This window comes from Dapis brunnea BLCC-M229, from assembly GCF_050015995.1.
Lineage (GTDB): Bacteria > Cyanobacteriota > Cyanobacteriia > Cyanobacteriales > Microcoleaceae > Trichodesmium.
The window spans coordinates 1-25,224 of sequence record NZ_JBNHEP010000056.1 but is presented as its reverse complement, the minus strand read 5'-3'; the positions used below and the strand labels follow the sequence as shown (position 1 = coordinate 25,224).

14 protein-coding genes and 1 pseudogene are annotated in these 25,224 nt (G+C 36.9%); 14 read left to right on the top strand and 1 reads right to left on the bottom strand.

Going from position 1 to position 25,224, the window contains the following annotated elements:
- A partial coding sequence (locus ACP6PM_RS06175) for an SNF2 helicase-associated domain-containing protein (RefSeq protein WP_426582821.1) occupies positions 1–3,472 on the bottom strand: 3,472 nt, incomplete at its 3' end.
- 832 nt (positions 3,473–4,304) lie between these two features.
- Here ACP6PM_RS06175 and sbnA point away from each other — a divergent pair.
- The 14 genes and pseudogenes from sbnA (at position 4,305) to ACP6PM_RS06105 (ending at position 24,352) form a co-directional block, all read left to right on the top strand.
- Positions 4,305–5,366, top strand: coding sequence for a 2,3-diaminopropionate biosynthesis protein SbnA (gene sbnA, locus ACP6PM_RS06170; RefSeq protein ID WP_426582819.1), 1,062 nt, complete (start codon positions 4,305–4,307; stop codon positions 5,364–5,366).
- Positions 5,367–5,380: 14 nt separating this feature from the next.
- Positions 5,381–6,406 carry a 2,3-diaminopropionate biosynthesis protein SbnB gene (sbnB, locus tag ACP6PM_RS06165; RefSeq protein WP_426582817.1) on the top strand — a complete coding sequence of 342 codons (1,026 nt, stop codon included), beginning with the start codon at positions 5,381–5,383 and terminating at the stop codon, positions 6,404–6,406.
- Between the two features lie 54 nt (positions 6,407–6,460).
- Positions 6,461–7,384: a DMT family transporter gene (locus ACP6PM_RS06160; RefSeq protein ID WP_426582815.1), complete on the top strand. Its 924-nt coding sequence runs from the start codon at positions 6,461–6,463 to the stop codon at positions 7,382–7,384.
- Between the two features lie 706 nt (positions 7,385–8,090).
- Entirely contained in the window at positions 8,091–8,939 is an 849-nt protein-coding gene (locus tag ACP6PM_RS06155) for a GNAT family N-acetyltransferase (RefSeq protein WP_426582813.1), read from the top strand.
- 120 nt (positions 8,940–9,059) lie between these two features.
- A pseudogene (locus ACP6PM_RS06150) lies at positions 9,060–9,257 on the top strand (ATP-dependent Clp protease proteolytic subunit); the annotation flags it as partial.
- A gap of 272 nt (positions 9,258–9,529) precedes the next feature.
- On the top strand, positions 9,530–11,683 hold the full coding sequence (locus ACP6PM_RS06145) for a polyribonucleotide nucleotidyltransferase (protein WP_426582832.1): 2,154 nt from the start codon (positions 9,530–9,532) through the stop codon (positions 11,681–11,683).
- Between the two features lie 150 nt (positions 11,684–11,833).
- A complete protein-coding gene (locus ACP6PM_RS06140) occupies positions 11,834–12,082 on the top strand; it encodes a hypothetical protein (protein ID WP_426582811.1) in 249 nt (82 codons plus the stop codon).
- A 50-nt stretch (positions 12,083–12,132) separates the two neighbouring features.
- On the top strand, positions 12,133–13,656 hold the full coding sequence (locus ACP6PM_RS06135; protein WP_426582809.1) for a TAXI family TRAP transporter solute-binding subunit: 1,524 nt from the start codon (positions 12,133–12,135) through the stop codon (positions 13,654–13,656).
- Between the two features lie 350 nt (positions 13,657–14,006).
- The gene (locus ACP6PM_RS06130) at positions 14,007–14,183 is read left to right on the top strand and encodes a hypothetical protein (RefSeq protein WP_426582807.1); all 177 of its coding nucleotides are present in this window, start codon (positions 14,007–14,009) and stop codon (positions 14,181–14,183) included.
- A gap of 2,061 nt (positions 14,184–16,244) precedes the next feature.
- The gene (locus ACP6PM_RS06125) at positions 16,245–19,295 is read left to right on the top strand and encodes an ABC transporter transmembrane domain-containing protein (protein WP_426582805.1); all 3,051 of its coding nucleotides are present in this window, start codon (positions 16,245–16,247) and stop codon (positions 19,293–19,295) included.
- A 972-nt stretch (positions 19,296–20,267) separates the two neighbouring features.
- Positions 20,268–22,262 (top strand): beta-barrel domain-containing protein, encoded by a 1,995-nt coding sequence (locus tag ACP6PM_RS06120; protein WP_426582803.1) that lies wholly within the window; start codon positions 20,268–20,270, stop codon positions 22,260–22,262.
- A 52-nt stretch (positions 22,263–22,314) separates the two neighbouring features.
- On the top strand, positions 22,315–22,680 hold the full coding sequence (locus tag ACP6PM_RS06115; protein WP_426582801.1) for a HetP family heterocyst commitment protein: 366 nt from the start codon (positions 22,315–22,317) through the stop codon (positions 22,678–22,680).
- Between the two features lie 318 nt (positions 22,681–22,998).
- Positions 22,999–23,253 carry a hypothetical protein gene (locus tag ACP6PM_RS06110; protein WP_426582799.1) on the top strand — a complete coding sequence of 85 codons (255 nt, stop codon included), beginning with the start codon at positions 22,999–23,001 and terminating at the stop codon, positions 23,251–23,253.
- Positions 23,254–23,581: 328 nt separating this feature from the next.
- Complete coding sequence (locus tag ACP6PM_RS06105; RefSeq protein ID WP_426582797.1) at positions 23,582–24,352, top strand: peptidylprolyl isomerase; 771 nt, start codon at positions 23,582–23,584, stop codon at positions 24,350–24,352.
- The last annotated feature ends 872 nt before the right edge of the window (positions 24,353–25,224 follow it).

Here is a 25,224-nt window from a genome sequence, read left to right as displayed (position 1 = left end):
CCAAACTATTAATCAATTTTTCCAAGGTAGTAGGAGAAAATTCTGGAGAACCGTCGAGAGTTCGAGTCGTCCGTTGGGAAAATTTCTGTGGAGCATATCCTTCTTCGACAACTTCACTAATACTCTCCAAACTATTAATCAATTTTTCCAAGGTAGTAGGAGAAAATTCTGGAGAACCGTCGAGAGTTCGAGTCGTCCGTTGGGAAAATTTCTGTGGAGCATATCCTTCTTCGACAACTTCACTAATACTCTCCAAACTATTAATCAATTTTTCCAAGGTAGTAGGAGAAAATTCTGGAGAACCGTCGAGAGTTCGAGTCGTCCGTTGGGAAAATTTCTGTGGAGCATATCCTTCTTCGACAACTTCACTAATACTCTCCAAACTATTAATCAATTTTTCCAAAGTAGTAGGAGAAAATTCTGGAGAACCGTCAAGAGTTCGAGTCGTTCGTTGCGAAAGTTTCTGTGGAGGATATTTTTCTTCCAAAACTCCACTAATAATATTTTCGATACTGTTAATAACTTTTTCTAAGCTAGTACGAGAAAATTCTGGAGAACCGTCGATATAAACTTTATTCTGGATTCCTAAATGTTGCAGTGGTAATTTAGTTTTCTTGACTAATTCGGCGACTATATCGGAAGCAGGAATTCCTTCAACGTTTGAGTTAGCAATTTTTTCACAAATTGACTTAAGTTTTTCTTGTTTTCCTGAGTCATTAAATCCTATTTCTTGTAAAAAACGACGTGCCGAGTTACCACTAAATGTACCAATATAATAAGTACGGAAAATTCCAGTACCATTAGTAGCGCGATTTTGTTTAGGTGAAATTTTCATCCAAATTCCAAAGCGTCTGAGTAGAACAGATAATTGTTGAATAAGTTGGGATGATGCTGTAGAAATTTCCACATTTCCTATAGTTTTGCTTACCGAACCTTCCGCATCAAAATAGTGACTCAGAAAAATTCTAATGCTGTCTAAGTCAGCTTGCATAATAAATGGTGGGATTGTTTTTTCAGGCGATCGCTTCCCCCACTTATATCCTTTTCCTTCCAAAAATTTCCGATACTCTACACTGTGTATAACAAGTTGGTAACAATATTTTCTATCACTATAAGGACGGATAGCAGGACGATTTATTTTAATACCATACCTTTTACCTAAGTTCTGAAGAGTCTTGAGTAATTCTGCCAAAAGTGGTTGATTTTTTTGGGATATAATTAATCCTCGCATATCAGATCGCTCATATCCTTCAGATATTTGCCAAGCAATAAATTTAACCAAATCTGGATCTTCTGGTCTGGGATGGGAAACCAGTCTTGCAGGTACACAAACATAATCTCCCACCTGAAAATCATTTTTCCAACTATCGCGAATAAATAATTTATGACTTTGAGTCAGGGTAATACTACTACCATCTTTCAATCTAACCCGGCGCAACTTTTCTCGTACCCGCTGTCGATATAACCGTCGAATCGGAGCAAGGACAATTTTACCCGTTTCCTCATCTAGAGAATTTACCAGTAATTCCTTAGTCGGTTTTGCCCAAAACCCTTCCCCATCAAATTCAGTCTCACCCGCATAAACTTGCCAAATTTCCTCTGCCTGCTTTACCATACCATTCATAAATAATTCTGTATCACGCGATACGCATTTTCCGAGGCCCATGTCGTCCGCCAAACAAGCACCCAAACCCCAACGTTCTAGAAAAGTTAACCAACTAACCCCTCGTGCTTGATAATTCCGCAGTTCTCCCCGAAAATTCTCAGGTGTAGGAATTTCCTCTAACGAACGATTATTAGTCAAAGTATCCAAAAGTTCCTGAAGTTGTCCCCCAGCTTCAAAATTAACAACAGGTAACTTTTCCACAGTCTGAGTATCCCCAGTCGCCAACCGCAAAGCATCTTCCAAAGATAAAGCCATTTCATCTTTACGAGTAGCAAAGAAATTTTGTGCTGCTCGGACATCTTGAGGTTGTAATTCCACCCATTCCCCATTAATTTCTACTAAAGGACTATCCTTAGCTACTAATTTGTCAAATTCAGCTTTAGTTAATTTCTGACCTCCGATGGATAATTCCCACTGGAAATTCAGAAGACTTTTTAACCCAAGTCTTTCAGTTTTTTTCGTTTTTGGAGCAGTCGCCTGAATACTAAGGCCCAAACGAGAAGCCCATCCCTCTCGGTTAGCTAAACTAGGTGGTAAAATTACCCCCAATCCACTGTCCGTAAACCGCCAACTACCACTTTTAATAAACTCATAAGCTTGTTGTGAAGTTAGTAGACAATATTGAGGAGTTGCTTCTTGTAAACTAGGTTCAATAATTGGATAAATTCTTGATGCTAAACCTAAGCCTTTGAGCAGAGTTTCTTGAGGAAGTTTAATAGTTTTTCCTTGATAATTTAAACTTGCTACAGGATTTTCCCAAATAGTTTTGGCATCAACAAAAAATTCTGGGTTATCGACTGCTTGGAGACAATATTCTAGTTTCCATTGTTTGGAATTATTCGATGGTGAGTGGAGACGGAAACAGGTAATAAATTTCTTTTCTGTGGTTTTATATTCTTGTAGAGGAGATTTCCAATTCTCAAGTATTTTGCTAATTTGCTGTGTTTCTTTAGCAGGAGGTAATTTTAAGGTTGATTTTCCTAATAAGGATTTCAACCATTGTCTAATTGAGGGATTTAATGAAGTAGTTTCTGTTGGAGTTCCTGCTGATAGTTGTCTAATTTGTGTATCTATTATATTTTTTAAGAAATCTTGGATAATTTCTTGACTTGATTGGAGTTTTAGTAATTTTGAGGAATTATCTTCGGTAGTTATTTGTAGATTTTCTAAGGAAATAGGTAACTGGCAATTGAGGTGATACGTGCGACAAACAAGAGGCATTTGTAAGGTAAAACTTTGTAGCCTAGTTTGGTCTAGAGAACTATCAAGTAAAGGTTGCCAAGTTGCAATAAATTCTTGGTTTGATGTTTGTTCAATAGAGGGTAAAAATTTACATCTTGCTAATAAGTCAAGACTCCATCGGGCAACATGAGACCAAAACTTTAAATCTAACCCGATGAAAGATTCAGTAATTTTTCCCAAAGGAATAGATTGTAAAAATTTGATTGCTTCTAGAGGTTCTAGGCAAACTCCTTCTATTTGCCAAGGATAAAGATATAACTTTTCTGATATTTCTGATAAATTGGTTGCAGAGTGAATTGGGTATAGTTTTTGGCTAGATTCTGATAATTTTGTGGGGATAGCTAAAGTTTTAGTTGTGGATTTTTTATGCTTTTCTAAAGAAAAATTTGTATTTTCCTTAGATAATTTTAACAGTTCATCTAAAGTTATTGCATAAGGATTATTAGGAATTTTTCCTGTTTCACCAGCATCATCTTCTGTAATTCTGCGCCAAGTTTCTCCCCAAATAAATAAAGAACTAGATTGTTGATTTTCTGTAAGCCAAAAACTATGTAAAATTGCCATCTTAAATATCTATCAAAAAGGTTATATTTTGACTACTAATTTTTTCTACAGTCAGGACTTATGCAAAGAAACCCAATTTCTACGATAAATCATTGTTTTTAACAAAAAACATTTACGGTAGTGCATCAGCAACGTCTGGGAATGATAATATAACCATTTTTCCTAAATACTTTCAACGATCGTGGAATGTCCTCTATGTGGCCATCACAAAGCTCATAATCATCGAAAGACCAGTACAAGGAAGTCAACACGTCAGCAATATCGCTCCTTGGAATATGCTAGCGTCAGTTTTAGTTCAAATTCTAGCTAAAGTCCCAAAGCAACTTTTTTTTAAATATGTAAAATTTGTAAACTAGGTGTGTTGTAGGTGAATTTTGTTGTACAGTCACCTTAAGATCTTACAAGAAGAAATAAAATTGACTTATGCTCAAAAATATCACTCACCATCACGAAGATCGCACAAGTTTATTTATATTTCAACTTAGTTTATGCGGGGACACAGCATTTATGTCCTGACGGAGTTATTTTTGCTAGTAGTTTTCCCATTTTATCCCATCTATGAAATGTTTTGACACGGAGTCCTGCTCGTTTGGCAAATTCTCCTGTTGACTAATAGCAAGAAACTTATTATACATACCTTGACATTCTCTCAACGACCGTATACCTTTTTGTCGAGCAAATTTACAAGTAGACTAAAGCTCATTGAAAAGCACATAGCTATTAAGCAACTCAATAGATTTACTTAAAACTATTGTTCCTCACTTATCAATTTCAATTCTCATCACAAATTTGATTTTTGCTCTTTGTAAATATCCTGGAAACTGAAAGTCTTATGAATTTTTCTAATTTGCTAAACACCGAAACACCGTTAAATTTTTTGGGTAATTTTGAATCATCTCAATCAGCTTTGATGAAATTGCCCTTAATTGCTGACAACTCCCTAGAGCTTATTCTCGACAAAGTTTTTTATAGACTAAGTAATTTTTTACCTTTGAAAGCCGATCTGTTTTTAAAGCTTGAAGGATTTAATCCAGCAGGATCTATAAAGATAAAACCTGCAATACGTATGCTGGAATATCTTGAAGAAAGAGGGAAAATATCACCAGGTCATAGCCATATTATTGAATCTTCATCTGGTAATTTGGGAGTAGCTGTGAGCCTAGCTTGTTCAATTAAAGGGTATAGTTTTACCTGTGTCAGCGATCCAAACATTTCCCCCAGAAATGAGCAATATATAAAGTTATTCGGAGGCGAGCTAATAATTGTCAAAAATAAAGATGAAAATGGAGGATTTTTAAATACTAGAATTAGATTAATTAAGCAATTACTTGAAGATAATGACAACTTCTTTTGGCTTAACCAATATTCAAATTGCCAAAACAAAAAAGCACATTATTTAACAACAGCACCTTCAATTTTTGAAAGTCTTGGAGAGATTGATTATTTATTCGTTGGTGCAGGTACTACAGGAACATTAATGGGATGTGCTGAATACATTAGAGATAATAATCTAAAAACAAAAATTGTTGCTGTCGATCCCGTTGGTTCAGTTACTTTTGATTATCCTTCTGCTAAAAGATACATCCCTGGACTAGGTACAAGTCGAAAACCAGAATTAGTTGATAAAAATCTGATTGACGATCTTATCTTAGTTACAGAGGAAGACACGATAAAAATGTGTCGAGATCTACTACGTAAGAAAATACTGTTAGTTGGAGGCTCTACTGGCACGGTTTTGGCAGGTATCAACGCTTATGCACATAAACTCAGTGAAGCAAAAAAGATAGTAGCAATAAGTCCAGATTTTGGCGATCGCTACTTAGATACAATTTATGATGATCAGTGGATTTCAGAACGTTTCCCTAGTTATTTTGAGTCAATAACAAATTATTAATAGATATTAATACCATGCAAACAAATATCATGGAGCGAAGTTTTTCAGTAATTTCGGGGTCGATAGTTAATGAAATACTCCAAAGTAATTACGCCAAAGTAATTGATTTAGTTAAAGCAGCGTATCTTACTCATGGAGAGAAAAAAACAGTAAACCCAGACAGCTATTTTTTGAAATTTCCAGAAAAACCAGAAGCGAGAATCATTGCTTTACCTGCACATCTGGGAGGAGATTTCGATATCTCAGGAATAAAATGGATTGCCAGTTTTCCCAAGAATATCAATCACGGAATACCTCGTGCATCTGCGGTAATTATTCTCAACGACTACGAAACTGGATATCCCATAGCCTGTATTGAAGGCTCGATCATTAGTGCTTCTAGAACTGCTGCTTCAGCAGTTTTGGGAGCCCAAAATCTGATCAAATCAAAAACAGTTAAAAGATTGGGAATTATTGGATGTGGGCTAATTTCTCGTTATGTCTTGAATTTTATGCTTAATACTGGTTGGACAATATCTTCACTAGAGCTGTTTGATTTAGTTGATGAGTATAGTGTGGCAATGAAAGATTATTTTCAAGAGAGAGGAATCAAAGAAATTCACATCTCATCTACCAAAGAAGAACTAATTTCAGCCTGTGACTTGATTACTTTAACCACAACTGCTGGTGTGCCCCATATTAACGATGTTAGTGTCTTTAACCACAATCCAACCGTTTTACACTTATCCTTACGAGATTTGTCACCAAACATTATTCTGGCATCAAACAATATTGTCGATGATGTCGATCATTGCTTAAAAGCTGCAACATCTTTGCACCTCACAGAACAACAAGTTGGTAACAGAGAGTTTGTGACAGGAACTATTGATCGACTTGTTCTAGGGGAAGTTTCTTTAGATTCGCAAAAACCAACTATCTATTCTCCATTTGGCATGGGAATACTGGATCTTGCTGTTGCTTCATATGTATTTGAGCAAAGTGTTATGAACAAACTAGCTATTACCGTTCCTGATTTTTTTTACGAAACAAAACGAATTTAGAAGTTGAACAATAGCATTTTTCATCAATTACAATTAGCTAAATAATCAAAAATAATGTCAGAATCTTCATCCCAACAATCAGTTATTTACCCTTATAAAGGATTCATAATGGTGATAGTAGGAGCAGCTTTGTGGGGGCTTTCAGGTACAGTTGCACAAGAGCTCTTTCAAAATGAAGGATTTACTCCTAGTTGGTTAGTAACAATACGTCTACTGATATCGGGATTTCTCCTACTGCTATCAAGATATTTTCGTAAAAGTCCTCATGGGATTTGGGATGTATGGAATTCGGTGGATTTAATTCAGTTGCTAATTTTTGGTTGTTTGGGAATGTTGGGTGTACAGTATACTTACTTTGCAGCTATTCAAACTGGTAACGCAGCTACAGCAACTATACTACAGTATATGGGTCCTTTGTTTATCGCAGTATATCTAATAGCAAGATATCAAAGAATTCCTAGAGTCACGGAATTAATCGCAATGGGATTAGCACTTTTTGGTATATTATTGCTTGTTACAAATGGATCTATTGATAAGCTTTCTATCTCTTGGATTGCTCTATTATGGGGATTAGGTTCTGGAATTGCCCTGGCATTTTACACACTATATCCATCAGATTTGTTGAAACGCTGGGATTCCGATCTTATTGTCGGATGGGGAATGACTATAGGAGGATTGGGACTAAGTTTAATTAATCCTCCTTTAAAGATACAAGGACAACATTGGTCTGTAATCACAGGATTTTTTGTTGCTTTTGTAATTATATTTGGGACTCTAATTGCCTTTTATCTCTACATAGATAGTTTGAGGTATATAACACCAACAGAAGCTAGTTTATTAGCAAGCGCAGAGCCATTATCTGCGACTATTACATCAGTTATTTGGCTCCATATTCCATTTGGTATCTTTGAGGCAATTGGTGGAATGTTTATTGTAGGTGCAGTAGCTGTATTATTGCTATTACGCTCTGATGAATAAGCTATGGCTTCAACAATTAATAATTAATAATTAATAATTAATAATTAACAATTAACAATTACCTCTCCTTGAAAACGGATAGGATTGACTCAAAGGAAAATTTTTTCTTGTTTCTCCTTGCTCATGAGAGGCTTTAAACCTTAATTATTCGGTAAGGATTCAGCTTCTATGGAAAAGCTTATAAATCTTGATGGATAAGCATTTGCGGCAATTATCTCCCAAATTATATTCTCAATTATAAATGGCTACAAACATTTATTTTCGTCATTATTGAGAATGAGACTATTAAATTGCTGACTTAGTCATTTTCATAGTTCTCTCTATAACTGGGTTTAAGATACCTGAATCCTTACGGGGTTTGGTTTCCAAACCCTAGCAAAAAAGGGATTTGGAAAGCAAACCCCTACAGTTTTTTTGACAAATAATTCCTGATTACTACTATAGTTAGGGCTTGCTGATTAAATATCAAAGCATTAACATTCTCATAGTTTGAAGAATTTTAGGTACTGAAAAAGTACCAGCTTTTTCGGTTGATAGAGCGGAAAAAGTGGGAATTTTGGGGTAATTATGACAGAAAAACTAAAGAGCAATTATGAATTACCTCCTCTTCTACAACTCTCCTAAATCCTAACTCTTAATTACTCCCTACCCTAACAGAAAGACTTTCCACAAGCAAACCCTAGTTAAAAATCAACAGATTTGAATAATGAATATTAAGCAAGATAATTTTATAATCCGTCCAATGACCTTAGCTGACCTAAAATTATCTCTAAGTTGGGCTGCTGATGAAGGATGGAACCCCGGACTTAATGATGCCAATAGTTATTATGTAGCAGATCCTCAAGGTCTTTTAATTGGAGAATTAAACGGAGAACCAATAAGTTCTATTTCTGCAGTTAGATATAGTCAAAATTTTAGTTTTATTGGTCTTTTTATTGTCAAACCTGAATGGAGAAAAAAAGGATTTGGCTTAAAAATGTGGCAAGAAGCTCTCAAGTTAATTAATAATCGACCTGCTGCTTTAGATGCTGTTTTAGAACAAGTTAATATTTACCATAAATCTGGCTTTGAAACTTCTCATAGTCATCTCCGTTATCAAGGAATAATTTCTGGGGAAATATCTCCAGATATTCAAGAATTAAATACTATCAATTTTGAGCAAATTTGTAGTTACGATCGCCTTTATTTTCCGGCCGAACGTCCTAATTTTCTTAAAGCATGGATTAATCAATCAAATGGTAAAAGTTATGGAATAATTAATGATGGAAATTTAGTTGGTTATGGGGTGATTAGAAAGTGTAAAGTAGGATTTAAGATAGGTCCTATATTTGCCGAAAATCAAGAAATAGCAGAAAAGTTATTCTTGGCTTTGTGCAGTTATTCGGAAAGTAAAAATGTTTATATTGATGTTCCTAGTATTAATCAACCAGCTATTAATTTAGTTGAAAAATATCAAATGCAATGTGTTTTTGAACATGTGAGAATGTATTCTGTTCAAAAACCAAATCTTGATTGGAAAAATATTTTTGGTGTGACTAACTCAACATTAGGGTAAGCATTCAGCTTTTTAATTTAAAGATGATCGTACTTAATAAACATAGAAAAACGCAATATCATAATATAAACTAACGTCAATAATTGTGACTTTAAATTTGAACCTTTAACTAAAAAAAATATGATTCCAACCATTATTGAACAATCTGGTCGTGGCGAAAGAGCCTTCGATATTTACTCTAGACTGTTGCGCGATCGCATAATTTATCTAGGAGAAGCTATAGATTCTGATTTTGCCAATTTAATTGTGGCCCAATGATTATTTTTAGACTCAGAAGACCCAGAAAAAGAAATATTTAACTGGCGTAGAAATGAAGGGTAGTGCATCAACAAAGTGTGGGAAGTAGTGCGGTGCGTTACATTTCATTTTCATATCACGCAGTGTTTCATGTCGGCTCTTAGCCGTTAGCGAAGCTTTGCGCCAGCAAAAACGCACCCTACTAGACTCCTAATAACTCCTGACTGCTGAATACTGACATCTGACATATAACATCTGGCATCTGACTTCTGACTTCTGACTTCAAAATTGCCCCATTAAGAATGCTACGATTTCCTAAAGAAGCGAAAGAATATAGAAGGAAAAAAAACTGGATGGAAGAGATAGACAAATCCATATCCTTTGACGGACGGGATATTCGACTGAAGGTTGGTTTATTTGCGCCTCAAGCTGGTGGTGCTGTGATGATAGAGTCAGGAGATACAGCAGTCTTAGTCACAGCTACTACAGCTAAGGGTAGAGAAGGAATAGACTTTCTACCTCTTTTGGTGGACTATGAGGAAAGACTCTACGCTGGAGGAAAAATTCCTGGTGGTTTTTTGCGCCGAGAAGGTCGCCCTCCAGAAAAGGTGACACTTACTGGTCGTTTGATAGACAGACCACTACGCCCCTTATTTCCTGGTTGGTTGCGAGATGATATTCAAATTGTGGCCACAACATTGTCCATGGATGAGGAAGTACCACCAGACGTGCTAGCTGTAACAGGTAGTTCAGTGGCAGTATTACTGGCCAAGTTGCCTTTTTATGGCCCAATGGCTGCAGTGCGGGTAGGGTTAGTAGGAGATGACTTTATCATTAACCCTACTTACCGTGAAGTTAAAAATGGCGACTTAGATTTGGTGGTCGCTGGGTCTCCTCAAGGAGTAATCATGGTAGAAGCTGGAGCAAATCAATTGCCAGAACAAGATATTATTGAGGCAATTGATTTTGGTTATGAAGCAGTTTGTGACCTGATTGAAGCTCAACGAGAAATTATTGCTGAAATGGGTATTGAACTTGTGGAGTTGGAACCTCCCGAAGTAGACCCCACTTTAGAAAACTATATCCAGGAAAAAACTACAGAATCTATCAAACAGGTTTTGTCTGAATATGATTTGGATAAAAATCAGCGGGATGAAAAACTGGATGAAATTAAAGATTCTCTAGCAGAAGCGATCGCTGAACTTCCTGAAGAGGAAGCAGTAAGGGTAATGGTTGAATCTGACGACATGGCGTTAGGGAATGTCTTTAAGGGCGTCACTAAAAAGCTGATGCGTAAACAAATTATTGACGAAGGTATGCGGGTTGATGGTCGGAAATTGGATGAAGTACGCCCTGTTTCTTGTCGGGTAGGAGTCTTGCCACCACGAGTTCACGGTAGTTCTCTATTTAATCGAGGTTTAACTCAGGTAATGTCTGCTGTGACTCTGGGAACACCTGGTGATGCTCAAGAATTAGCAGATGATTTACATCCCCAAGATGAAAAACGTTATTTGCATCATTACAACTTTCCTCCTTTTTCCGTAGGAGAAACTAAACCATTGCGATCGCCTGGTCGTCGGGAAATAGGTCACGGTGCTTTAGCAGAACGTGCTTTGGTGCCAGTTATACCATCAAGCGATATTTTTCCCTATGTGGTTCGGGTGGTTTCAGAAGTTCTGTCTTCAAATGGTTCAACTTCTATGGGTTCCGTTTGCGCTTCTACTCTAGGTTTAATGGATGCTGGTGTTCCTATTACTAAACCTGTCAGTGGAGCAGCTATGGGTTTAATCAAAGAAGCTGAGGAAGTTCGTATTCTGACAGATATTCAGGGTATAGAAGACTTTTTGGGTGATATGGATTTTAAAGTTGCTGGTACCGATAGTGGGATTACAGCTTTACAGATGGATATGAAAATTACAGGTTTACCTATTGAGGTAATTGCTGAAGCTATTCATCAAGCTAAACCAGCACGAATACATATTCTGGAGAAGATGCTGAATGTCATTGATGAACCTCGTCCGGATATGTCACCCTATGCACCGCGACTCTTAAGCTTCAGGATAGACCCAGAAATGATTGGTTTAGTCATCGGACCTGGTGGCAAGACTATTAAAGGTATTACTGAGGAAACCGGTGTCAAAATTGATATTGATGATGATGGCACCGTAACTATTGCAGCAGCGGATGGTGAAAAGGCTAAACAAGCTTGCAATATTATCCAAGGGATGACCAAGAAACTGAATCCTGGAGATGTTTACGTTGGTCGAGTGACTCGAATTATTCCTATTGGTGCTTTTGTGGAAGTATTTGCTGGAAAAGAAGGAATGGTTCATATATCCCAAATTGCAGATTATCGCGTCGGTAAGGTAGAAGATGAGCTAGCAATTGGAGATGAAGTCATTGTTAAAGTACGAGAAATTGATTCTAAGGGTCGGATAAATTTAACTCGCTTGAATATTCATCCAGATGAAGCTGCCGCTGCTCGTGCTACGGCAATCAATTCTTAAAGATAGTTACAAGTCAAAAGTCAAAGGTCAGAAATGGGAAGTAATAATTCTGTTTCTATGATATAGAAACATTGAGAAAATTTAATTTTTTAGGTGTGTGGAAGTATCCCATTAACTGGCAAACTTTTGACTTGGTATAACAGAATAAAGATGGAAGATGGAAGATGGAAGATGGAAGATGGAAAATCCAGGATTTTTTCCCTAAGAAATATCAATTTAACTATTATAAAAATTGCCACAACTAATGGGCGGATTGCTATATCTAAAATATTACCAGTATTCTTGAGACGAGCAGGTAAAAAAAAGACTTCATTATTGTTATTCATTATCCCAAAAACCCGAGCAAATAAAACTACAGCTAATAATTATCCCCACATAAAGTGTGTAAGTCCTGAATAATATAAAATTGTAGGTTAAGTCAAGTAACCTTTCAATCCCAAAAACATTATATGAAACACCAAAAAAAACGACCCAGTAAACTAATAGAAATAGGAGGAATATTATTATGGGCGATCGCCTTAACTAGTTGCAGCACCCAAAGCTACACTCTCACCCTCTCCAGTGGTGCCAACAATGGAGCTTACGAACGCATCGGCAGACAAATAGTAAATTCGGCTCGCGAAGTTGGGAAAATGTCTATCCACAGCAACTATAATTCCGAAGGTTCACAGGAAAACCTACAACGTCTGCTCAATAAAGAAACAGACCTTGCTCTAGTTCAATTAGACGTAGCTAGCGAAGCACTGAAAACCGGTCAAATACAAGCAATAGCTGTTCTTGCCCATGAATATTTACACCTCATTACACCATCTGACTCAGAAATTAAAACTTTTAGGGAGCTTGAAGGAAAAAGAGTCGCCTTTGGTACCCCTGGCAGCGGTATTTACTTCACTGCCAAACGACTATTCAATGCTACCAATTTAAAAATCATTGAACAACAAGTTGATTTCAGACAAGGATTTAATCAACTTAAACGAAAAGAAATAGACGCTTTAGTTTATGTTGGTCCATTAGGAGGCAGTAAAAAAGTGCAAGCTCAACTAACAACACCTCCTACCCTCAAGTTAGTTCCAATGGCGACTTCTTTTATTAACTATTTAACCATTCAATTTCCCGAATCATATCAAAGTGCAATTTTTCCCAAAGGTAGTTATATGCCTCTATCACCAATACCGGACAAAGACTTACCTACCATTTCTACTGCTGCCGCTTTAGTAACTCGCCCCGATGTCAGCAAAAAAAAAATTGCTCTTTTAACTTGGTCGATCATCTCATCATCTCGGCAATACTCATTATTTTACCCAGAGCTTGCTAATGGTAATCCTCGCTCTTTATTACGCAGTGGGTTGCTATATCTCCATCCTGGTTCCCTAAAAGCATTTAACGAAGGTGACCCCAGAGAAATTTGGATGCGCTATTTTGAGGAAAATCAAGACTTACAAGCTGGTGTTATTATTGTTATATTTACAGGTATTATCGGCTTTTTACTACGAATGTGGCGTCAAAAACGATGTAGAAAGTTGATTAGAAATAGCAGTTTAGCTCTGAGTGAAATTAGTTGTTATGTAGAAACAAATCCTGTTCAAGCTCTCAAAGAAGTGGAAGAGTTAAGACAACAACATCGGTTAATGTTGATTGAAGGAACTTTGCCTAAAGAAGCTTATGAAAAGCTAGAGGATATGACACAAGTTATTGCTGAACGATGCCGAAATTTACAAAAAAAACAACGTCAACAAGATATTCAAGATACAATGGAATTGATTGATGAGTGGCAAAATATGTCAGAAGTATGTCAAGAAAAAATTAAGGATAAGCTTAAACAATCAGAGAGTAAATATCGAGAAATGTTATTATCAAATCAAATCGATCTTCAGACTTATATTCACCTCACCCAACTTATTAGTTATTATGTCAACTTAAATCATCATAATCCTCATCATCAGACTGGCAATAATAATCTTCCTGTTACCTAGGGATACCATTTATCGACTCAATATTTTGGCTAATTGTTAACACTAAGTATCTCTAATGGACTTGGACAAAATAGAAGCAGAAAACGACCTTAAATATAGACATGGAAAGGTTTTGACCTCAAAAAGGCATAAATTTTTAATTACCAAGGGTTTTAGCCATTTTGGGTGATGGTATCAACATAATTCGCTTGTCTAGACTAAACTTTTAACTTTTTTTTGTTCCATCAAATGTCGAAGTACCATTAATACTCATTATACCCTAGAAATTACAGCACTTTGCGCGGATGGTGAGGTCTAGTTGAAGACTAATCTCTCTTCTCTATTTACTAATTGGTAAAACCGGGTTTGTCATGGTGGCCACTGGTTGGGTGATTGAACGTTCCAATGCTTGGATGGAAAGATCTAAGAGTTTAGTTAAAAACTCTGAGCAGACAGTTACTCATGGGACCGCCAAGCTCAATCTATGTTTTATCCGACTCATGCTTAAGCATGAGAGCGATCGTATAGATATTAAATTTGCTCTATAAGACAATACGAGTTATGTAATCTGAAGAGCTACTCTAATGGTTCCATACTATACGAGTTTTGGTCTTATCTGAACTGTATTGCTCTATAGAACCCATTTGGGATCTATTTAAAAATAGAGAAATAGATAAATAGACATCTCCAGAAAAGAGGGAACACTTAACACTTAACAGGGAATAGGGAGGAGGAACTGATAATTTATGGATAATAATTGACTTTACTTTTTATTTTTGGAGATGTCTAATAGATAAATAGAGGGGGACATAGAGAGATGGGGAGATGGGGAGATGGGGAGATGGGGAGATGGGGAGATGGGGAGATGCTGAATATATCTATTTTTCTACCTTTTTCCCCTATTCTATTTCTCCATCTCCTGACTTCTGAGGACTGAGGACTTAGGACCGAATCCTTTGCCAAAAACTCGCACTTTGGCTAATATTCCAAATGGCTTCTATAAGAACATTTTTTTGTATCACTCCCATACTTCCTAAGAGCTGATTTATAAAGTAAATATTAAGAGGCTGAATTTATTGCAATACAAGAGTTTTAGTAGTTATAGTCCAATAATACCTAAATCTATGAAAGTTAGGTGATATAAGGGTTTTAGATAAGTTTACAAATCAGCTCTAAATTTACTTACCAATCTAACTTCATCAAAACTTCATAATTTCTCTAGATGTAGCTATACACATTAAACCTTTACTCGGTAATGAATTCCACTGATTTGAATAACTAAAAACACCATTGTCATTTTTAAAGATTCTGTAAAGTAGAGCTAGAAGGAATTGCAAAAATTTCGGGGGCAAGGTAAATTAATTTTGTAGGCAATAAATTTTACTAGAGGATTTAAGAATTTTGAAAAAGCTTTCAATTTCGGCGGTCTAGTTTGCTTTTTCTAGGGTAATAGTGGTTCAATGATTTCCCACTCTATTGTCTGTTAAGTTGCCTGAGTACGGGATTTATTTTTTATTTTACCCCCTTTCACAAATATACCACTCAGGGGTTCTATAAATGCTCAAACGAGCCTCAAGAATGACTTCGGACTCATGACTTGCACGTACTGCTATAAAAGTCACCCACTACACCATTTTTCGTACCTTATTTTCCTAAAAAAAATCTTGCATGAGTGCCTTCTGGATTTGCTCCAGCCAAAAATCTATATTTTTTTTTACGTCTATGTCTACTGATGTGCTTTTACCTATACTTTTAATTAGATATTTCCATAAATTAAGTTTTAGCCTAGGAATTACAAAGTTTTGAGATTAATTTTCGCAGAGGTCTATTAGACCTCAATCTCTCAATACTGACTTGGACTATCGAGGCAATGAAGCTCATAGTTTACGGCTGAATGTTCACGAATTTTTATATCAGCAATTTGGCTGATGATCAAATTCAGCAATTTGGGTTATGTCACTACCCATTATTTGGGTCTGTTCCAAATGTATGACGATCGATACCGTAAACAATATTAATTGGACTTTTTCCCTCAAAACTTAATAGAGTGAATCCACAAGCAAAGATTAAGACAGCGTATTAGGTTAATCTTCGGTATGTTCGTTGGGTTAAGGCTCCCACTTAAGAGTTTGCGTAGCGACTCATAAGTATTGCCGCCAATTCAAGTCGGCGACATCCGTTTTGCTGTAGCACAACTCCGTTAACGCTCTGCGACATACATATAAAGCGTTTCAGCTGCTGCCGACATGAATGCAGAACATGACAAAGGTCAAGCTTTGCGGAACGCAAAACCTACCCTACGCCTAAATTTAATATTTTTTTTATAAACAGTCTCTAACTCTTAATTTGATGAAAAATATTACAAAAAGCTGTTTTTTGGCAACAATTTATAGAGAACAGGCAACAAAACTTGGTAGCAAAAATTCACCCAAATATAAGTATCACACCATTGATTTTTTAAAGATATGTATCAAAACTTTTGATGTTTGATATAAAAGGGGTAAACATGCTAATCTGAAGCACAGAGTTACAGTAAAAATCTTTCTTAATTCTGATATTAAATATTTGTTTTTTGAAAATACAAATCAATTAATCGATAATAGATAACAATGAAAAAAATATCAACATACGATAGTTCAACTCCAACTACACAGGCAAACTCTGCAATTTTAGAAAAATTAATAAAACTGCAAATAGATACTGCTATAGCTTCTGATTTGCTCAAAAATTCTCAGACAAATGAATTTCAGCTTGGTGATGAATTAATTAAAAATGAAAATGAAATTAATGATTTTATTTATCTAGTATGCGAAGGTAGAGTAAGAATTTTAGCCTTTGACTCAGAACAACAACAAGAAATACCAGTAGATGTGTTAGAAACAGGAGAAATATTTGGTGGAGACAACTTATTCACAGACAATATAAAACTTTATCGGGCGATCGCTGCGAGTCAAGGCCAAATAGTAAAAATTGACCTGACCCAACTACAACCATTACTCAAAAAACAACCCCAACTAGAACAACATCTACAGGAACAAACACAACAACGACAATGCCAAATCTTTCTCAAAACCTGCACAGAATGGCGATCGCTCCCAAGTCATCAACTACGCCCCATATTGCCCCACTTTCAGGAAATACAAATACCCGCAGGAGAAATACTCACAATAGCAACTCCAGGGGAAACCGCACATTATTGGCTAAATAGTGGTCAAATTTCTACAACCCAAACTGAAATACCCACCTTTCCCAGTTGGGGTTATCCTGACAAAACACCTACAGACTGGCAAGCAGAAACACAACTATCAGTTTACAAACTACCTAAACAACAATGGGATCAACTTATATCCTTATTAAAAAACCCAAATAAAACCCCTCGGAAGAAAGCAGTTACCATCCATTCTCAACAAATCACTGCCGATACGCCACCGCCAACCCCAGAAAATTCTCAGTCCCCACCCAAAGAAAACAAAGTTCTTTTTCCAAAACCAATTAACCGCCGAGTGCTGGATATTTTTGCCTACTATCCAATGATTTTCCAGCAATCATCCTCAGATTGTGGGGCAGCTTGTTTAGCTATGATTAGCCAATATTGGGGTAAACGCTTCAGTATTAACCAACTACGAAACTTGGCGAATGTGGGGCGCTCCGGTGCTTCCCTAAAAAATCTCGCTAAAGCAGCAGAAAGTCTAGGATTTCAATCTAGACCTGTACGAGCATCTCTAAGTCGTCTAGAAGAGCAAAAAGATCCTTGGTTTGCTCACTGGGAAGGAATGCACTATGTGGTTGTCTACAAAATTAAAGGTAAACAAGTTTTAATTGCAGACCCAGCAATGGGCAAAAAATGGTTAAGTCGTTCAGAATTTCTGGGAAGTTGGAGTGGTTACGCCCTACTATTGCAGCCTACTCAAGAATTACGAAATGCTGAAACAGGTAAAGTATCTCTAGGCAATTTCTTCAATGTTTTGTGGCCATATCGTAATACGATCCTACAAATTATTCTGATGTCTGTATTGATTCAAGTATTTGGCCTAGTTACGCCCTTCTTTACCCAAGTTATTCTTGACCAAGTAGTTGTTAACAAAAGTCTCAGTGCTCTCAATGTTTTTGCCTTAGGGGGCTTAATGTTTGGAATTGGAGGTCTGGCGCTGGGAATAACCAGACAATATTTACTTCAGTACTTTTCTCATCGAGTCGATCTGACTATGATTTCTGGTTTTATCAGTCACGCTTTGAGATTACCTATAAAATTTTTTGAATCTCGGAGGGTGGGTGACATTATTACCAGGGTTCAAGAAAATCAGAAAATTCAACGTTTTCTGATTCGCCAGGTGGTGATGTCTTGGTTAGATTTTCTCACAGGGATGGTTTATTTGGGGTTGATGTTTTATTACAACCCGAAGTTAACTTTATTGGTCTTGGCTTTGATTCCACCGATAACAATTTTAACTTTGATTGCTACTCCTTTTTTGCGCAAGGTGTCGCGGGAGGTTTTTAATGCTTCAGCAGATCAAAATTCATCTTTGGTGGAAATGATGACCGGCATATCTACAATCAAAACTACGGCAACTGAAAAGGAGTTACGCTGGCGGTGGGAAGAGGATTTCACTAAGTCTCTGAATGTTGGTTTTAAAGCCCAAAAATTGGGAAATCTTTTACAGTTTAGCAATGGGTTAATTAATAGTATTGGTAGTACAGCTTTACTCTGGTTTGGATGTTTTTCTGTGATTCAGGGGGAACTCAGTATTGGTCAGTATGTGGCTTTTAATATGATGATTGGCAAGGTGATTACCCCGTTTATGGTGTTAGTGAATCTGTGGGATGAGTTGCAGGAGATTTGGATTTCTGTGGAAAGGTTGAATGATGTGTTGGCAGCAGAACCCGAAGAGATACCTGGCAAGGAAATGTTCGCGTTGCCACGGTTACGGGGAGAGGTACGATTTGAGAATGTTACCTTTCGTTATGATGAAGACCAGGAGAGGAATACACTTCAGAATATTTCTTTTGATGCCAGATCGGGGCAGACTATTGCTATTGTGGGGCGCAGTGGATCTGGTAAAAGTACCTTGGTGAAGTTGTTGCAGGGTTTGTATTATCCCAACAGTGGCCGGATTTTGATTGATGGCCATGATATTTGTCATGTTTCGCCCCCGTCTTTGCGATCGCAACTTGGTGTTGTGCCTCAAGACTGTTTTTTGTTTTCGGGGACTATTTTGGAAAATATTAGTATGTATGCTGATGATGTACCTTTGTCAGAGGTGATAGAAGTGGCCAAACTGGCAGAGGCTCATAGTTTTATTCAGGATATGCCTTTGGGATATAACACTAAAGTGGGTGAGCGGGGCTCGTCTCTATCTGGGGGGCAACGTCAACGGGTGGCGATCGCCCGCGCTTTATTGGGTGACCCTCGAATTGTGATTTTGGATGAGGCGACTAGCTCTTTGGATACGGACTCAGAGCGCAGGTTTCAGGAGAATTTAACTAGGATTAGTCAGGATCGGACTACTTTTATTATTGCTCATCGTCTATCTACGGTCAGAAATGCTGACCAAATTTTAGTTATAGATAAAGGAATTTTGTTGGAGCAAGGTACTCATGAGGAATTGATAGCTGTTGGTGGGTTGTATTATCATTTAGCACAACAACAGCTTGACCTTTAATTATAAAAATGGTAAAATAACACCGAAGAAATACTGAATTTATGTAAATACTTGTTACATTTATTCCTATTACTTTCCTAGGGTTTGTTATCAATCAAAAGAGTTGACATTAAGAGCGTAGTGATTCCGCCGAAAAAAAACCGAAAAGAACTCTGTAATTATGATCGAGTCTTATAGAACCAATTTGATATCTATTTAAAAATAGAGGGGGAAGGAGGAAGATGGGAGATGGGAATTAGGAGTATTGGAGTATTTTTTAAATTTTTTTCCGTATTCCTTGCCTCTATATTCTGACTCCTGATTCCTATTCAAAAAACTTAATCATCACAAAGATACAAAATGTGTTCTATACAAAGTACCTCATCTGATGGAAAATTTTTTCGACAAACTCAAACATGATCGCGGAATCGCTACTAGCTATGACAAGGGTTCAGTAAACTTTCTGGGAGGAATTTATTTTATTGACATCTCTATCACCATCTTCCTTAAAGATAGAATACCTATTTTGTCCAAAGTCCAAAATTTATGACAGGCTTTAATTATTAACAGAGAAATATATCTTAATAAGATTCAGTTCTCACGGTAAACCTCTTTTTTGTTTTTTTAAATCGCAAAATATTAAGAACTGTATATCTAAAATCCTAAATAATTTGTGAAAAATATCTACATAGATCAAAAAACTGAAAATATTACCTATATTGGTATATAAGAGATTATTTTTGACATTTTTCAGAATATTTATAGACAATAACAATAGAATTTATATATGTATGAACAAAAGATAATTGTTAATAGAAAATCAAATGACTTAACTAGAAAAAAAAATCAAATAATTGTAAAAAACTGCCAATTTGGCAAACAGAATAAGATATACTAAGTTAGTATGATTAAGGAGGGATAAATCAGAAATAATACAATTTAAAAAAAAAGTTTAACAGCTTGAAAAAAGATCAAAAAAAAAAGGGTGAGGCAATGAATTCTCAGACTAAATCAGAAGCAGAATGCGATCAAAACAATTCATCTGCTAAAAGCTGGAATTTACAGGATCTAAATACAGAGTACGATAGCATAGATGAAGTAGCAGCCTCTATCTATGGAGGAATACCAACATCAGCTAGGGGACCACAGTTACCCACAGCTGCTCAAAATCAGGACAGACCAACACAGACTCAAAATGTTAATGCTTCCAATTGGTCACCTTTTGTCCAAAATTTGCTCGATCAACCAACAGCAGCATTTCCCAGGCAAGTGATATTAGGGGGTATAGCTTTCTGTATGGCTTTCGGTAGTTGGGCATGGTTTGGCAAAATTAATGAAGTAGGGCAAGCACGGGGGGAGTTAGTGCCACAGGGACAAGCTTACAAAGTCCATCCGGTGGAGATGGGAAAAGTAGCTAACATTCCTGTAAAAGAGGGAGATACAGTAAAAACAGGTCAAGTTTTGCTTGAACTAGAGACGAAACTGGCAGGAATAGAAGTAAAGCGACTAAAGCAACAACAAGTTGCTTATGAAAAAGAGTTAGTTCAGAAACAAACCTTGCTCGAGAGACTGAGGATGGAAGCAGGAAGCAGAGATGCTGTGGCTAAGGCAGATATGAAAACCCAGTCAGTAGCGATCGCTCAAGCAGAAAAAAATGTGGAAACTACGCGGGCGATGCTGAGTCAGTTAAAGTCAGATGTGGCGGCATTACAGCAACGATATATAACTCTCAAACCTTTGGCAGATAAAAGTCGGGAGTTAGTGGCACAACTGCAAGCTGACGTGGATGCTTCTAGGGAAAGACGAAAACATCTAGAACCCATTGAAAGTCAAACAGATAAGTTACTGGAACAACTGAAAGCTGATGTAGATGCTTCCAGAAAAAGAAGGCAACAACTTGCTCCACTGTCAGACAAAACCCAAGAGTTGATTAAGCAACTCAAAGCAAATGTAGTAGAACATCAGCAACGGGTGGAGGCATTACAGCCCCTGGTAGAGGAGGGGGCAATGTCGAAGGAACGTTTATTTCAAGCACAACAATCACTGCGCGATCGCCAACAGGCTCTAGTTCGGGCTCAGTTATCTGAAAAAACTCAGGCTCAGGAACGGTTGTTTGCAGCCGAACAAGCTTTGCGCGACCGGGAGAATGCCATTATTCGGGCGCAGTTATCTGAGAAGACTCAGAGTAGGGAGCAGTTGTTTTCAGCCGAACAAGCTTTGCGCGACCGAGAGAATGCTATTATTCGGGCACAGTTGGCAGAGGAAACTCAGGCCAGGGAAAGGTTGTTTTCAGTGGAACAGAATTTGCGCGATCGGCAAACCCAAATAACTGAAACCGAAGGCAAATTAGAGCAAGCATTGGCAGAAGCACAGCGACTCAAAGCTCAACTTTCCCAAAAACAGGCACAAGCACAAACAACTAAGTTAGAAATGCAGCAACGTATTCAGCAGTTAGAAGTTGAGTTAACTCAACTCAAAGCAAGAATTAGTGAAAATAAAAATTTACTTGCCACTGCTGAGACTAGGTTGAAGGAACGGTTTGTTTATGCGCCTGTGAGTGGGGTGCTACTTTCTCTGAATGTTGGTAATAGTGGTGAGGTTGTGCAACCTGGGCAAACTATTGCAGAAATAGGCCCTCAAGACGCCCCACTGGTTTTGTCTGCTAAGTTACCTAATCCCGAAGCTGGATTTATCAGAGTGGGGATGCCAGTGCAACTTAAGTTTGATGCTTATCCTTATCAAGATTATGGACTAATATCCGGCAAGGTTTCCTCTCTTTCTCCTGATACAGAGCAGGATGCACAAATGGGAGATGTTTATCAGGTTGAAATAACCTTGGAGCGTAACTATGTGACAGAAAATGGTGAAAAGATTAGCTTTAAACCTGGTCAGACTGCGAGCGCAGACATTATTATTCGTCGCCGTCGCATTGCAGATGTTTTATTAGACCCAATTAGGCAAATGAAAGCAGAAGGCATCAATTTTTAATAGCACTTTCAAATTTTGTTAAATTCATTAGAAAAGATCTGGAGATAAAATTATGAGTTCTGAATTATTGTATCGTCAAAGCAAATTAGATAAAATCATGACTCGCGAACAGTTTGATTTAATTATTGAAGCCATACTTGCTGGCAAGTATTCTTGGGCTTGTGTTTTAATCTTACGTTTTGGTGGTCATAACCCCCTCGACTACATTCCCTATCGTACATTTAATCGGTTAATCAAAGAAAATTGTAAAGGTTGTAAACCTAGTAAACACAGAAACCGAGGTGAAGATGAAATGGAATTTGTTGGTGAAAATAATGATTCAAAAGTTAGCAGTATCGATTGCAAAAAGGCAAAATACAGTCAAAATAAACAGGCATCAAGCGATAGTAAAAATCAGCAAGATGCCCTGGCAATCTAATTGAATTTATCAGCCTCTACATAAATATTGAATATGGATGTGAATACCCTCGGTAGCAACTACATGAAAATGCTATTAGAGGGTTTATTTTTTCACAAATATTCTCCAATTTATTGCTGTATAAATTATGTTGTTTTCCACAAATAAATCATATCTCTGATCTAGAAAATATGTCAATATTTTTATCTATAAATTATGCCAAAATGGCAAGATAATAAACTTGCCATTTTGGCAACAAAACTATAGTTTAATTATCTATGATCAAAACAGTATAAACACGATAGATAAAATTATGCAATCAAAATTAGGATAAAATCCATGAATATTTATGAACTAAATTATCTAGAAAATGTGAAAGAATCCAGTTTAGTTAACGGTGGTTTCTCTTTCGCTTCTGGATATTCCCAAGCTTTTGCAAAAGGCGATTTAACACTGACTATAACCCAATCTATAGTCTCTGTTTCCCCAAACTATGCCTGGGCAAGTACCTCTGGAAGTGCTTATGCTGTGGGTGGAGTTGCTTTTACCTCCAGTCATGCTAGTGCTTCTAAGAATAATGTCTACTCTTATTAAGTAGTTAGACAAAATTAATTGGACAAAATAAAATCACTCTCTCCAGTCTGGATAGTATAGTTATTTTAGTTTAGATTGAGACGAGCATTTTTGGCCGTGAAAGTGTTTCAGCTGAAAAAATGTTTCATTCTTATTTGAAATGACTATAAACACTTTTAACCTTTGAAGTATCAATAAATCAAGCATATTCCTATCCCTAATCATGGAACATAACTTGGTTATTTGAGTAGCCATTAATAAGAGGTATCATCAACATATTACCTCTTATTAAGAGCTTGGTTAATGCTAAAAATTCAAGTCAAATAAGTAAATAAGTAGTAGAATGGTGATGATTAATAACCAATCTATAACAGATATAGATATTATCAATGCCCTCAAAAGAGATGTTCAATACAAGCAAGTTTGGCAACAAGTCTTAAATCAAAAAGCTATATATAAAGCTGCTCAGGCAAAAGGGATAACTGTATCTCCAGAAGAAACACAGGCAGAAGGCGATCGCCTGAGAATGGAAAAGAAATTATATAAAGTATCTGATACTATTGCCTGGCTTGCAGAACAAATGATTACAGTAGAAGATTTAGAAGCGGGAATTAGCAATAGCTTACTGTCTCAGAAACTAGCAGAGCATTTGTTTAAAAAGGAAGTCGAGAAATCCTTTGCTCAAAATCGCATTAATTATGACCAGGTATCATTATATCAAATCATTATTAGCGAACCTCGACTTGCCCAAGAAATATATTATCAAATCAAAGAGCAAGAAATTAGCTTTTATGATGCTGCTCACTATTATCATATAGACGAAAAGCGACGGCAAGTTTCTGGTTATGAAGGTTCACTTCACCGTTGGACTTTAAAAGCAGAAATAGCAGCAGCAGTATTTAGTGCTAAACCAGGAGTGGTAATTTCTCCTCTTAAAACAGATGAAGGATATCATATTTTAATGGTAGAAAAATTTATCCAGGCTGAGTTAACAGAGGAAATATACCAACAAATTTTGAATAATATGTTTCGGGAGTGGTTAGCTAACGAAGTTAACTATATGTTGTATAATCAAATTGAGCCGGAAGAAATTAACGAATCTAAGCAGGAAATAGCTTAAGGATGCACAAATTAGTAATATATGACTGACGCACCTTAACCAAGAAACTCGGTTTCTTGACCTAATGATTAAATTTGGAAAACTTATCTGAAGAAATTAATAATCTCGAAGGCGCTGGTCTGACTAAACCTAATAATTGTTAAACCTGAACCTATGAAACCTATGATAACTATTTCTTGGTGGGCATATTAATAAATACCCAACGGTTTATCTTAACGTGTCAGCGCCAGTCGATCATGGGGGAGACCCCCAAGACCGCGCTGGCTTTTCTGTGAAGCGCGCCTTTAGACCCGTTGGCGAAGCCTGTGCGAAGCACATAGGAAGTAAATCTCGCAAGGCTGGTGCTAAGAAACAGAAAGCCCCTAACAGTGATATTAAGGAATCTTACGCTGTCTTGTAGAGCAGCGTCGGGAGGATGTCAATAATTATCATTAGACATCTCCATAAATTATATAAGTCTTATCCAAAACCACTGTAGGGACTTTATATGTAAAGTCCCTATATAATCTTAATCAAGCAAAAGTCACCCTAAAAGTCTTTTGGATTCCTAATTATGTAAACATCTACCACCTCTTGCCTCTTGCATGAGTACTTACTTTTACAAAAAGCTTTCTTTTTTGGAGATGTCTATCAAGGAAATAGGAACGGAGTTTGATCGGAGGTAAGATTTACCGGATAATTAATAATTAAATAATTAAATAATTAAACAGTTTAGGTTAAAAGCCTCCCCTTTCAAGGGGAAAAAGCGGTCGTTTGCGGAGCAGTCCGTTAGGATGGGATGGCGAGGTCTCCTCGCTTGCCTCCAATCGACCAAGAGAGCGGTCGTTTGCGGAGCAGTCCGTTAGGATGGGATGGCGAGGTCTCCTCGCTTG